The organism is Sporomusa termitida (genome assembly GCF_007641255.1).
Lineage (GTDB): Bacteria > Bacillota > Negativicutes > Sporomusales > Sporomusaceae > Sporomusa > Sporomusa termitida.
Genome location: NZ_CP036259.1, coordinates 3,264,956 through 3,277,789 on the forward strand (window position 1 = coordinate 3,264,956; position 12,834 = coordinate 3,277,789).

Annotated in this window: 15 protein-coding genes; all 15 read right to left on the bottom strand. The window is 52.8% G+C overall.

The window, feature by feature from the left end; all coding sequences use genetic code 11:
* Window positions 1–24: 24 nt before the first annotated feature.
* The gene (locus SPTER_RS15400) at window positions 25–234 is read right to left on the bottom strand and encodes a hypothetical protein (protein ID WP_144351187.1); all 210 of its coding nucleotides are present in this window, start codon (window positions 232–234) and stop codon (window positions 25–27) included.
* Between the two features lie 196 nt (window positions 235–430).
* Complete coding sequence (locus SPTER_RS15405; protein WP_144351188.1) at window positions 431–1,408, bottom strand: helix-turn-helix domain-containing protein; 978 nt, start codon at window positions 1,406–1,408, stop codon at window positions 431–433.
* 210 nt (window positions 1,409–1,618) lie between these two features.
* The gene (locus tag SPTER_RS15410) at window positions 1,619–2,497 is read right to left on the bottom strand and encodes an urease accessory protein UreD (RefSeq protein ID WP_144351189.1); all 879 of its coding nucleotides are present in this window, start codon (window positions 2,495–2,497) and stop codon (window positions 1,619–1,621) included.
* The gene (gene ureG / locus SPTER_RS15415; protein ID WP_144351190.1) at window positions 2,497–3,108 is read right to left on the bottom strand and encodes an urease accessory protein UreG; all 612 of its coding nucleotides are present in this window, start codon (window positions 3,106–3,108) and stop codon (window positions 2,497–2,499) included. Before ureG ends, SPTER_RS15410 begins: the two co-directional genes overlap by 1 nt.
* Window positions 3,109–3,119: 11 nt before the next feature.
* Complete coding sequence (locus SPTER_RS15420; RefSeq protein WP_144351191.1) at window positions 3,120–3,797, bottom strand: urease accessory protein UreF; 678 nt, start codon at window positions 3,795–3,797, stop codon at window positions 3,120–3,122.
* The gene (locus SPTER_RS15425; RefSeq protein ID WP_144351192.1) at window positions 3,794–4,225 is read right to left on the bottom strand and encodes an urease accessory protein UreE; all 432 of its coding nucleotides are present in this window, start codon (window positions 4,223–4,225) and stop codon (window positions 3,794–3,796) included. The genes SPTER_RS15420 and SPTER_RS15425 overlap by 4 nt, the downstream gene beginning before the upstream one ends.
* A gap of 33 nt (window positions 4,226–4,258) precedes the next feature.
* Entirely contained in the window at window positions 4,259–5,965 is a 1,707-nt protein-coding gene (gene ureC, locus SPTER_RS15430) for an urease subunit alpha (RefSeq protein WP_144351193.1), read from the bottom strand.
* A gap of 29 nt (window positions 5,966–5,994) precedes the next feature.
* Window positions 5,995–6,348 (bottom strand): urease subunit beta, encoded by a 354-nt coding sequence (locus SPTER_RS15435; protein ID WP_144351194.1) that lies wholly within the window; start codon window positions 6,346–6,348, stop codon window positions 5,995–5,997.
* Window positions 6,345–6,668 carry an urease subunit gamma gene (locus SPTER_RS15440; RefSeq protein WP_144351195.1) on the bottom strand — a complete coding sequence of 108 codons (324 nt, stop codon included), beginning with the start codon at window positions 6,666–6,668 and terminating at the stop codon, window positions 6,345–6,347. The genes SPTER_RS15435 and SPTER_RS15440 overlap by 4 nt, the downstream gene beginning before the upstream one ends.
* A gap of 27 nt (window positions 6,669–6,695) precedes the next feature.
* Complete coding sequence (gene urtE, locus SPTER_RS15445; protein ID WP_144351196.1) at window positions 6,696–7,388, bottom strand: urea ABC transporter ATP-binding subunit UrtE; 693 nt, start codon at window positions 7,386–7,388, stop codon at window positions 6,696–6,698.
* Window positions 7,381–8,136 carry an urea ABC transporter ATP-binding protein UrtD gene (gene urtD, locus SPTER_RS15450; RefSeq protein ID WP_144351197.1) on the bottom strand — a complete coding sequence of 252 codons (756 nt, stop codon included), beginning with the start codon at window positions 8,134–8,136 and terminating at the stop codon, window positions 7,381–7,383. The genes urtE and urtD overlap by 8 nt, the downstream gene beginning before the upstream one ends.
* Window positions 8,137–8,156: 20 nt before the next feature.
* On the bottom strand, window positions 8,157–9,212 hold the full coding sequence (urtC, locus tag SPTER_RS15455; RefSeq protein ID WP_144352933.1) for an urea ABC transporter permease subunit UrtC: 1,056 nt from the start codon (window positions 9,210–9,212) through the stop codon (window positions 8,157–8,159).
* 43 nt (window positions 9,213–9,255) lie between these two features.
* Window positions 9,256–10,161 (bottom strand): urea ABC transporter permease subunit UrtB, encoded by a 906-nt coding sequence (urtB, locus tag SPTER_RS15460; protein ID WP_144351198.1) that lies wholly within the window; start codon window positions 10,159–10,161, stop codon window positions 9,256–9,258.
* Window positions 10,162–10,236: 75 nt separating this feature from the next.
* Window positions 10,237–11,484 (bottom strand): urea ABC transporter substrate-binding protein, encoded by a 1,248-nt coding sequence (urtA, locus tag SPTER_RS15465; RefSeq protein ID WP_211367297.1) that lies wholly within the window; start codon window positions 11,482–11,484, stop codon window positions 10,237–10,239.
* A gap of 232 nt (window positions 11,485–11,716) precedes the next feature.
* The gene (locus SPTER_RS15470; protein ID WP_144351199.1) at window positions 11,717–12,808 is read right to left on the bottom strand and encodes a response regulator transcription factor; all 1,092 of its coding nucleotides are present in this window, start codon (window positions 12,806–12,808) and stop codon (window positions 11,717–11,719) included.
* Window positions 12,809–12,834 lie beyond the last annotated feature (26 nt).

Sequence of the window (12,834 nt, forward strand, 5' to 3'; positions counted from 1 at the left end):
TTCTTAGGCGACCACGCCGTCCAGTCAAAAAACAATCAGCAGAAAAGCGCCTGCAAAACGCAGCGCCGTCCGCCCCATTTTCTGAACCGCCATCAATGCGGCCAGCAGCAGAAATAAGCTGAAAAGCTCGCCGCGGCTCCCGCACACATAGGTCAGCCAGGAGACTGTGACAACCAGAAACAGCCACACCCGCGGGTCAGGTTTGGCCGCCTTTAAACCGGAGCCTCCATCCATCAATTCCCCTCCTCCACCTTGCCCGCTATATGATAATAATTATTTATATCATTTATTAGTCTACTAAACCGGACGGACGGCCTCTACCTGTATCCGGATTTCAGCAACAGTATCGGGATTTTTTCGCTCGCCGCCCCGGGTCGCAAACAACAAACCGGCTGCATCCTAATTGATGCAGCCGGTCCACAGCCGGGGCTTATTCTCTCTGGGCTAAATACTCGCGGGGGTTGATACCGTTTTTCTTACGGAAGGCCAGAGCAAAGTAACTGGCGTTCGCATAGCCGATGTGCGAAGCCACCTCGCCGATGTTGAGCTTTTTTTCGGTCAACAACCGGACAGCCAGTTCCAGCCGCTTATCGACAACATAGCTGTGGACCGTCTGGCCGAATACCTGTTTAAAGCCGTTTTTCAATTTAAACTCATTCAGGCAGACCATTCTGGCCAGGCCGGCCAGAGTCGGCGGTGTGATAAAATTCCGGTCCAGAAGCTGCCGGGCCTGCTGCAGGCTGGTAATATCCTGCCGGGAAAGCCGGAGCGGTCCGTCCGGGAGGACAGCCTGCCGGTAAACCGTCTCATTGAAATAAACAGCCAGCAGTTCCAGCAGCTTTCCTTCTATATACAGCTCCCGTACCGGGTCCGGATAAGGGCAGTCGATCAGTTGCTGCAAAATATGCCTCAGGCCCGGGGACAGCCGGTGGTTGGAGAAAAAACGCTCCCCGGCCGGAAAACTGGGCAGCAGGGCCTGCAGGCTACTGTCCACCCCCTGCATTTGCTCAGGATAGATTTCCACCGTAATTATCCGGTTATACAGACCGGACTGAAACCGGACCTGCCGCAGCTCAGCCGAGCGAAACGCCAAAAAGTTGGTGTCATCCACGGCCAGGTCGTTTTCCTCCAGGGCAAACTGCCCGGCCAGGCAGAAATACAGCACAATATGCGGTATGGCAAAGCGGGCGCCGCCGGCAATGCTGTCGCCAAAGGTCAGCTCTGTGTCCCGGATGCGGGCAAAGGGGCCGCTGAACAAATGCCGCACACTGGCCCGGCCAAAGCGCTCGCCAGCCCCGGCCACAACCCGGTCCGGGGTTGAATACATTACATAAGGCCGATTGTTATGCATCAGCCAGTGTTCTTCGCCGGCCGGGACTGTTTTTTCTGCCGCTTCCCATCCATTCATGGCAATCTCCTCATCCCCAGGTTAACCTGCCTGGCCTGCCCCAAAAATGACACCGGTTATCAGGACAGCAATACCCCCAGTAATTAATTAATTGATTATCATTATCAATTATATCATGAGCAAACGCCATATACAAGCTGTCCCTGAACAAACCGCCGCCCCAGCCAGACACGAGTCACCCCTGCCCAGCGGGCCCCGGTATAGTAAGCTTCAGTACTTTCGCCACGGCCAGGCCGGTTGGTTAAATAACCGGTTACGGAAAAACTGCCATAGTTCCTTGAAGGCTGCCTGAATATTGTCGGCACTGGGCCCTAATGCCCGGAAACAATAGGCCTGGCCGGTAAGCTTAGTACCGGCCAGCAGTACACCGCACCTGCCGGCTAGCTGCTCCAGATAACCGGCTTCCGCTTCCGTATTTCGCTGCAGCACCTGGCCTAGTGCCTGTTCGGCATTAGGATCAATGGTCCAAAAGGTGCCGGTATGCGTATAGCCATGCAGCAGGCCAAGCGGCTTGCGCCAGGACTGCAGCTCGGCCGGAATACTTGCCGGCGCAAGCACAAACCGGTCGCTGCCAATTAACTCCCGGTCAATATAGACATTGGTCTGCTGGTCCAGTTTATGATAGGCAAAAAGCTCCTGCCGGGCGACACGGCCGGGGGCGTTAATTTCCCAAAACAGGGCCGAGGCCTGGCTGGCAACCAGGATGTTGGTTCTGCTGAACAGACAGCTTTCGGCAAAGGGAATGACCACCTCCGGCAGATACTCCAGTCTGGCCCCGGCCTCGACGCGGATAGTCGTAAACTGCCGGGAAAATTTGCGCCGGGGGGAGCGAAAAACCTTGGTGGCGCCCTGCCCCAGGACGACAGCCTGCGCCCCGGCTTTAACACATAGATAAATACGATGCTGGTCTCCCTGGAGAAGACCGGCCGCAGGATTCATAATAAAAAAACTTACCGTCCGGGGACTGACAGGATACAGCGGGCTGGAGACACGCAGCGGCATCCGCTGCCGCAGGGAACTAACCACGCTGCGCCCGTTTACCAAAGCTACCTCGGCCTGAATAACGCCCTGTTTTAACCTGGCCAGCATCAGGCAATATCCGCCATAATGACATTATGACGAAGCCAGGCCAACACCTCAGCCAGGCCTTCCTCGGTCTTTAGGTTTGTAAACAAAAACGGTCTCTCGCCGCGCATGCGGCGGGAATCGGCAGCCATAACTTCCAGACTGGCACCAACATGCGGGGCCAAATCAATTTTATTAATAACCAGCAGGTCCGAGCGGGTAATGCCCGGGCCGCCTTTGCGGGGAATCTTCTCCCCCTGCGCTACATCAATAATGTAGATGGCCACATCAACCAGCTCCGGACTAAAGGTTGCCGCCAGATTGTCACCGCCGCTTTCCACAAAAATAAGCTCCAGGTCGGGATGGCGCTCCAGTAAAGCTTCGATGGCCTCCAGATTCATGGACGCATCCTCCCGTATGGCCGTGTGGGGACAGCCGCCGGTCTCGACACCAATAATCCGGTCAGGGGGCAAAATGCCGTTGCGGCAGAGAAACAGAGCATCTTCCTTGGTGAAAATATCGTTGGTGATAACCGCTAAGCTGAACTCCGCCGCCAGGTACCGGGTTAACTTTTCCACCAGAGCCGTTTTTCCCGAACCTACCGGTCCGCCTACGCCAATGCGAATGGGCTTCATTCCCTCGCCTCCTATGACATAAAGATTCGTGAATATAAGCCTTCATGCGCCATACCGGCCCAGTCCAAGGCCGGGGCGCTGCCGCCCCATTCCTGTTCGGTCGCCGTTAAAGCCCAGTTAATACACACCTCGGCCAGCGGCTGGAGCCGGGCAATGACTTGCTGGCCGTCAGTCTGCCCCAGCGGAATGGCCCGTACGCCATTGGCAACCAACGACACAACGGCAGCATGGGCATAGGCTGCCAGCAGCGGCTCCAGCTCGCTGGCCAGCGCCCCATAATGACCAAAGACAATGGCATGATGGCACCAGGGCAACCGGCCGGCCGGCTGATACGCCGGGTCGATTTCACCTAAAATCCGTCTTAGGCGCTTACCCATTTTCACACTGCCCTCCCGGCTTTCATAAGGCAGCTTCATGGCATGCAGCCGTTTGTCCAGCACCATCAGCTTATTCATGTTCAGCGCCCGGGCGGCCTGCCAGGCAAGCCTGACCGCCAACAAATCAGTAACGCGCCAGGTATAGTAGAGATAGGTTGCCATATAGCCGGCCAAGTGGCGGCTGTTGTTAATATCGCCCCGTTGAATAAACGTTTCCAGCCCAAACGACTGCGTAAAACTACCTGACGGAAAAGCCGAATCGGCAAGCTGCATCAGCCTTAGGCTTGCCTGTAATGACGGCCGGCTGCTCATGGGGCGAACGGCCGATTTTCCACCTGGGTTGCCAACCCCAATTTCTGCAGTTGAGCCGCTAACACAGAATTATACGGTGTAATAATTGTGTCTGCCGTTATCTCGACCGGCGCATGCATGTTGCCGATGGCATGCGCCGCCAGGCCCATATTGCGCATAGTGTCGACAGACACAACCAAAACAGCTTCGGCTTTGACTGCCACAATGATTATATGCTGACCCTCGCGATGCAGAATATCGCCGGGATGTAAATGTCCGTGCTCAAGCTGGATACCGATTTCCCGGCCGCCATCGGTAGTTTTGCGCAAAATCCGTTTAGGCAGCTCATCCCAGGACAGCAGCACTCTTTCGATGGTAAAGTCCGCATTGCCCTGCTGGTGGTCCAAATTCAACTCGGCCAGCTTGCCCACAACCTGATGAACAATCATAGCGATTTACTCCTTGTTTCCATTAGCTTCAGTTTAAAACAGGAAATACCGCTGCGCCAAAGGCAATTCGGCCAGTGGTTCACAGACCAGCGCCTCGCCGTCAGCGGTAACCTGATAGGTTTCCGGATCAACGGCAATAGCCGGGGTGGCAAAGTTATGCTTCATATCCTGTTTGCCAATATTGCGGCAGTTGCTGACAGGCACCAGCTGTTTCTCCAGTCCGAGCCGGTCTGCCAGCCTGGCGGCAGCCGCGGCCTGCGAAATAAAAGTAACTGCACAACTGGCAATAGCCTGGCCAAAAGCAGCAAACATCGGGCGCTGGATGACCGGCTGGGGGGTGGGAATCGAAGCATTGGCATCACCCATTGCCGCATTCATAATCAAGCCGCCCTTAATAACCAGGGCCGGCTTCACCCCAAAGAACTTCGGCTGCCACAATACCAGGTCTGCCAGTTTTCCGGGCTCTACCGACCCGACCAGCTGACTGATGCCGTGGGTTATGGCCGGATTAACGGTATATTTGCTGATATACCGTTTAATACGGTTGTTATCCTTATGCAAACCGTCGCCTGCTAACGCCCCCCGCTGCAGCTTCATCTTATGGGCTGTCTGCCAGGTCCGGATGATAACCTCACCGACCCGCCCCATGGCCTGGGAATCGGAAGACATCATGGCAATCACCCCCAGGTCGTGCAGGATATCCTCGGCAGCAATGGTTTCCGGGCGAATGCGAGAATCAGCGAAAGCCACGTCTTCCGGAACATTGCGGTCCAGATGGTGGCAGACCATCAGCATATCCAGGTGTTCTTCCAGGGTATTCACGGTAAACGGCCGGGTAGGATTGGTGGAGGACGGCAGGACGTTCGGCAGTGCAGCTACCTTAATAATGTCCGGCGCATGGCCGCCGCCGGCGCCCTCGGTATGGAAGGTATGGATCGTCCGGCCGGCAATGGCGGCAATGGTATCTTCGACAAAGCCGGCTTCATTGAGCGTGTCGGTATGAATGGCAACCTGCACATCAAACTCATCAGCCACTTTAAGACAACAGTCGATGGCAGCCGGGGTAGACCCCCAGTCTTCGTGCAATTTGAGCCCGATGGCCCCGGCTTTAACCTGGGCGGCTAAGGCCTCAGGCCACGAATTGTTGCCTTTGCCAAAAAAGCCAATATTGACGGGAAAAGCTTCTGCCGCCTGCAGCATGCGGTACATATTCCATTCACCGGGTGTACAGGTGGTGGCATTGGTGCCTGCGGCCGGACCGGTACCGCCGCCCAGCATAGTTGTAATGCCGGCGGCAATGGCGGCTTCGATTTGCTGGGGGCAAATGAAGTGAATGTGCGAGTCGATGCCGCCGGCGGTAACAATGTAATTCTCCCCGGCAATCACCTCGGTGCCGGCGCCGATGGGCAGGTTGACACCAGCCATGGTCTTTGGATTGCCGGCTTGACCGAGCCCGCAAATGCGGCCGTCTTTAATGCCGATATCGGCCTTAATAATCCCCCAGTGATCAATAATCACCGCGTTGGTGATCACCAGGTCCATGGCGGCGGCAAGCGCCTCCGGGTCCTGGCCCATACCGTCGCGGATAACCTTGCCGCCGCCAAATTTGGCTTCATCGCCCGGTTTTGTCAGGTCTTGTTCAATTTCAGCCCATAGCTCCGTATCAGCCAGCCTGATTTTATCGCCGGTGGTCGGTCCGTACATATCGGCATGCTGCCGTCTTGTCATGGTTAAACTCACGCTAGTCCCCCCTCAGCTCTTGGTCCAAGCTATTTTATAAAGCCCTTTTCTCTGGCCCGGTCAATGCATTGCTGCCTGTCGGTCGAGCCGGCGGTTAAGTTATTGGCCCCATGCCAGGGGCCGGTACCGGAAAACCTGACAAGCGCAACGGTACGGCTCTCGCCCGGCTCGAAGCGTACAGCCGTTCCCGCCGGAATATTAAGGCGCATCCCCCAGGCCCTGGTCCGGTCAAAGGCCAGGTATCGGTTGACCTCAAAAAAATGAAAGTGCGAGCCGACCTGGATGGGCCGGTCACCGGTGTTTTCCACTGCGATTCTAAGTACTGCCAGATTGCAGTTGGCGCTAATATCCTCAGTGGCCAATATCAGTTCACCCGGTATCATAATGCAGTCCCCCTGGCCAGACGTATCGGCTGATGTACGGTAACCAGCTTGGTGCCATCGGGAAAAGTTCCCTCGACCTGAAGCTCAGCAATCATTGCCGGCACACCTTCCATAACCTGCTCATACCCCAAAATGGCCGTTCCCCTTGTCATCAGCTCGGCCACACTATAACCATCGCGAATGCGCTCCAGCAATTCGGCCGTTATCAAGGCTACCGCCTCAGGATAATTGAGCTTCAGGCCCCGGTTCAGCCGTTCCCGCGCCACCTGCCCGGCAACATATATGAATAGCTTGTCTTTTTCCATCGGACTCAGATGCATTGTCTAACCCCCTGCCAGCAAATTCACCTAAACAGCCATGCGCTTTTGAATCTCTTCCGGATTGATCTCCTTGGTCAACCCCTCGGCAACAATCTGCCCTTTCTCCATGACATAATAGTAGTCGGCAACCGTCATGATAAATTCAAGATACTGTTCAACAATCAGAATAGTAATATTGCCCTCTTGCCTTAACTGCTTGATTACGCTGCCAATATCCTTGATTACCGACGGCTGAATCCCTTCTGTAGGCTCATCTAAAATAAGCAGTTTGGGCTTGGACACCAGGGCTCTGGCAATGGCTAGCTGCTGCTGTTGGCCGCCGCTTAAGTCGCCGCCTTTGCGGGCGAGCATGGTTTTTAATACGGGAAACAGGCTGAATATTTTATCGCTGATTGCCCCTTTGCCGCCGGCCATGCCCAAGCCCAGCTGCAAATTTTCCGCTACCGTCAACTGGGGGAAAATATCCCGTCCCTGCGGTACATAGCCAATGCCCCGCCGGGCGCGCCGGTAAGTAGGGTCACCAATCATTTCCCGGCCGTCAAAAACAATACTGCCTTGCGGAGTATTCACCAGACCCATTAGGCTTTTAAGAAAGGTTGACTTGCCAACCCCGTTCCGGCCAAGGAGACAAACGACCTGCCCCGGCGCCACCGCCAAATTTACTTGGTCTAAAATAGTACTTTCCCCATAACACGCCGTTAAATTTTTTACACTAAGCATCCTGCTCGCCACCTCGCCCCAGATAAACGTCAATGACTTTGGGATTGTTTTGTACATCGAAGACACTGCCTTCATCCAGCACGGCGCCTTCATGCAATACCGTGACCCTGGTGGCAAAGTCTCTGACAAACTGCATATCATGCTCAACAACAACCACCGTACAGTCCTGACAAATCTTTTTCAGCAATTCTCCCGTTTTCTCGGTCTCGCTGCGGCCCATGCCGGCAACAGGTTCATCCAGCAGCATCAGCTTGGGCTGCTGGGCCAGCAGCATGCCGATTTCCAGCCACTGCTTTTCACCATGGGACAGGGCTGCCGCCCCCCGGCGGCGCTTTTCATACAGCCCGATGGTATTCAGGATATCGTCATTACACGCTTGCTGGGCTTTACTCATACCGGCGAACAGCGACGCATACAGCGAACGGTCTTTGACTACAGCCAGTTCCATATTTTCCTCTACGGTGAGACTGGTAAACACCGACGGAACCTGAAACTTGCGGCCAATACCAATGTTAACAATCTCATGTTCGGCATATCTTGTCACATCAAGCTTGCCGTTGAATAAAACCTGGCCGTCTACCGGCTTGACCCGCCCGCAGATGGCATCAAGCAAGGTCGTTTTACCGGCCCCGTTAGGGCCAATGAAAAATCGTATTTCCCCTTGCGCAATCTCGGTATTTACACTATTGACGGCCTTGAAGCCATCAAAACTGACCGTCAGATTATCAATTTGTAAAATTGCCTCCATTTGACCTGCCTCCTTCCCTGTTACGCAGCCTCACCGGCTTTAACATCCTTACTGCCGGGCAGCCTTAACCGGCGGGCAAGCTTCCTGGCCAGACCCACAATGCCTGCCGGCATAAACAAAACGACGGCCACAAAAGCCAGGCCAATAAAGTACGACCACACAGCCGGGAAACTTTCACTGACCCCGCTCTTCAGGGCATTGACCAGGATGGCGCCGATTACCGCCCCGACTAATGTCCCCCGGCCGCCGATTGCCACCCAGATAATCATTTCGATAGAAGGAACGATCCCCATTTCCGCCGGTGAAATAATGCCCACCTGGGGTACAAAGACGGCGCCGGCCACACCGGCAATCGCAGCGGACAGACAATACACAAAAATTTTATAGGCCGCCGGATTATACCCGGAAAATCTGACCCTATTTTCACCGTCGCGAATGGCTATCAATATTTTGCCGATCCGGCGGTTCACCAGCACCCGGCACAGATAGTAGGTCAAACCCAGCAAACCTACCGCCACATAATAAAGCACCAGCTTGGTAGTATCATTCGCTAACGGCAAGCCCATTATGCTTTTGTAGTTGGTTAAGCCGTTTGTACCGCCGGTATAGGCTTGCTGACCAACAAACAGTACGACAAAGATAAGAGCCAGCGCTTGTGACAGTATGGAAAAATACACGCCCTGAATCCGGTTTTTAAAGGTCAAATAGCCGATTACCAGGGCGATTCCTGTGGGAATCAGGATTGCCAAGACCATCGCTGCCGCCCCGTTGGCAAAAGGCTGCCAAAACCAGGGCAACACCTCCAGGCCGCTCCAGGACATAAAGTCGGGCAGTTTCCCGTTTGCGGCTTCCAGTTTTAAATACATGGCCATCGCATAGCCCCCCAGGCCGAAATAGACCCCGTGGCCGAGACTTAAGATCCCGGTATAACCCCAGATTAAATCCAGCCCAATAGCCAAAATAGCGTAAGCAACAAACTTGCCCAGCAGATTGGTTCTGAACTCTGACAAAAATAAGGGCGCCAGCGCCAGGCCGATAAGGATCGCAATAAAAACCATTTCTTCTTTGGCTTTCATCTTATGTAAAAGGTGCAAAGGTAACCCTCCTTCCTTTGTTTGCTTAATCCAATGAGCGGCTGTTAATCGTAAACAGCCCTTTGGGCCGCCACTGTAAGAATAAAATAACCAGGGTAAAAACCAACACTTTTCCTAATGAGGTATTAGTAAAAAATTCAAAAGTGGTATTAGCGGTGCCAATGACCAGACCCCCGGCAATCGTACCCAGCAAAGTGCCGACGCCGCCCAGCACAACCACCATAAAAGTATCCACAATATAATAGGTGCCGACCGTAGAGCCAATCGACCCCAGTAAGGTTAAGGCACAGCCGGCAATACCGGCAATACCGGAGCCGACAGCAAACGTATACGCGTCAACCAGCCGGGTATTAATACCAAGGCTTGCCGCCATTGCCCGGTTTTGCATAACCGCTCTGATCTGGATACCATATTTACTTTTATACAAAAAAACAAACACCCCAATAATACAGGCAATAACCAGGACAATAATAAACAGCCGTTTATAGGGAAACTGCAGGCCCTGGGAGATTACTAAAGCCCCCTCTAACCAGCCCGGGCTCTGTACATCAACATTGGGCGCGCCAAAAATACTTCTGGCTAATTGCTGGAGAACCAGGCTGATCCCCCAGGTGGCTAATATACTGTCTAACGGCCGGCCGTAAAGATGCTTAATCACCGCACCTTCGAGCAGGAAACCCATCGCCCCGGCCACAAGAAAAGCCACGGGGATGGCGGCAACAAAATAGTAGCCAAAGAGACTTTTATCAACATAGTGCAGAAAAATATTCTGCATAACATAGGTTGCATAGGCGCCAATCATAATGAATTCACCATGGGCCATATTAATGACTTTCATTAAACCGAAGGTAATGGCCAGCCCCAGGGCGGCCAGTATATAGATTGAACTGACGCTAATGCCGTTAAAAAGCTGCAAGATATATGTTTCCATCTGCCCACCACCTTATTTTAGCCGTCAGGCGATGCCGGCCGGTCAGCCGCTGCATCGCCCCTGACTCATAACATGCTAATTGCTTAGCCCTTTGGCCCAGTCGTAGGTCTTGAGATAGGGGTCAGGCCTTACGGTCTGGCCCGTACTCCAGATTTCTTTAATCAGGCCATCGGCGGTAACTTCACCGATTCTAACCGGTTTCCAGATATGCTGATTCTCACCCTCGATTTTTACAAGGCCTTCCGGCGCTTTAAACTCGATGCCCTTGGCTGCCTCTTTTACTTGTTCAATATCGGTTGTCCCTGCTTTTTTAACCGCTTCGGCCCATAAATATACGGCAATATAAGCGGCTTCGATCGGATCATCGGTTACCCGGTCGGCCCCGTACTTGGCCTTGTAATTTTTCACAAACTCCTTGTTTTCCGGAGTATCAGTGGTTTGATAATAGTTCCAGGACACCAGATGGCCTTCCATATTGGCGGCCCCAATCCCGCGCACTTCTTCTTCAGCCACGCTTACCGAACAGGTTGTCAGGTCTTTAGCCGTAATGCCGGCATCTTTAAGCTGTTTAAAGAAAGCCACATTGCTGTCGCCATTGAGCGTATTGAAAACAACATCCGGCTTCGAAGCCTTTATTTTGTTGATAATTGTGCTGTAATCCGTATGGCCCAGCGGCGTGTATTCCTCGGCAATTAATTCGCCGCCCATGGCTTTTAGCTGTTCCTTGATGATTTTGTTGGCGGTGCGGGGAAATACATAGTCAGAACCTAATAAGAACATCTTTTTGCCTTTGTTTTGCAGCAGCCATTCTACCGCCGGGACGATTTGCTGATTGGGAGCAGCCCCGGTGTAAAAGATATTCGGCGATGACTCCATGCCCTCATATTGGACCGGATACCAAAGCAGCCCTTTATTCTCCTCGAATACCGGCAGTACAGCCTTCCGGCTGGCCGAGGTCCAGCAGCCAAACACCGTCGCCACCTTATCTTGCTGCAGCAGTTTTTTCGCTTTTTCGGCGAACGTAGTCCAGTTAGATGCACCGTCTTCAATTACCGGTTCAATTTTTTTACCTAATAAACCGCCGGCGGCATTAATTTCTTCGATCGCCATCAGTTCGGCATCCTTAACCGATACTTCGCTAATCGCCATTGTCCCGCTGAGGGAATGCAGAATCCCTACCTTAATCGTCTCGCTGGCCGGGGACGCCGCCTGGTTGGCCGGCTGGCTGGAAGAGCAGCCGGTAAGTACTACGCTGGCCGTTAGCGTCACCGCTAAGGCAGCGGCAAGACGCTTCTTCAACATTTGCCAAACACTGTTTGTCATGGATTTTCCACCTTTCATTCCTTGTTCATTACTGCAACACCGCCGCGGCCGCTAACGGTGCTGACAAAGTGCCATAGCGCTACAGTCCAAACAGAAAAGCGCTGTAAGCAGGGACATATCCTTAAGGATACGGTCTGCTCACAGCGCCGGTGCTGGTTGGATTACTTTTCTATTGATGCTATTTTACAATGTTTACGCACCAAGGAGAACAGTAAAATCCCGCTATTTTCCCTCAAAAAACTGAAAAGAAAACTTTTCTATATTCCAGCGGCGTATGGCCTGTGTAGTTTTTAAACAGCCGGCAAAAATAGTCCGGACTGCTATAACCAAGCTTTTCGCTGATTTCATAGTTTTTATACTTGCCGGTGCCGAGCAGTTGTTTGGCATGCTCCATTTTGGCTCTGGTCACATAATTAATAAAATGAAGTCCGGTTTTTTGCTTAAACATTTTGCTTAAATAATCTTTATGCAGCTGCACCTCCTGGGCAACAACCTCCAGGGTGTTATTCTCTTCAATATGCTCCATAACATACTGGCAGGTTCTTCTGATAACACTGTCGGTGTGATGGAGCTCATATTTCCTTATTATCTTGATCCGCAGCGAAATACAGGTGAGAAAACTGTCTTTAATGCTCGCCAGCGCGTCATTTCGTCCTATCTGATCCTGACACAGCATACTTTCAAAGCTGGGCAGCCACGGGAACTGTTTGACCAGCTCCGCATTGACATTGGCAAGAATGATCTCCAGTAATTGCCCCACTTTTAAGCTGTCCCGACCCAGCATGGCGGCTAAGTCGTTAAAGGCAGCTTCCGCCGACACCAGGGCGGCCGCATTGCCGGCCAGGATATAGGCTATAATTTCTTTTTCCTGATTTACCGGATAATGGATGGCGAGGCTTTCTTCGATCAGTCTTTGCTCCGCCTGTATTTTTCTCCGGGTGTTTTCTTTTTCTTGCAGACAGTGTTTAACCCGTTCCAGTACCTCGCCCAGGACTGCATCATCAACGGGCTTGGTTACATAGTCAAACACCCCCAGCCTTATGGCTTGTTTAGCATACTTAAAGTCGCTGTGGGTGCTGAGAAAAATCATACAAATATCGATATGCGCCCATTTGAGCTCGTTCAAAAACTCAATGCCATCCATTCCCGGCATCTTAATGTCGGTAATGACCAGATCAAAGCTCTCATTAGCGAGCATTTTCAGCGCTTCTTTGCCATCACCGGCCTCACCGGCAATAGCAAACCCATAGGTTTTCCATTTGCCGAACCGCTTGAGAATATAGCGGGCTGTTTTATCATCGTCGACGAGCAGAACCTTATACATGTTTTCTTCCTCCGGGCGGACTGAAT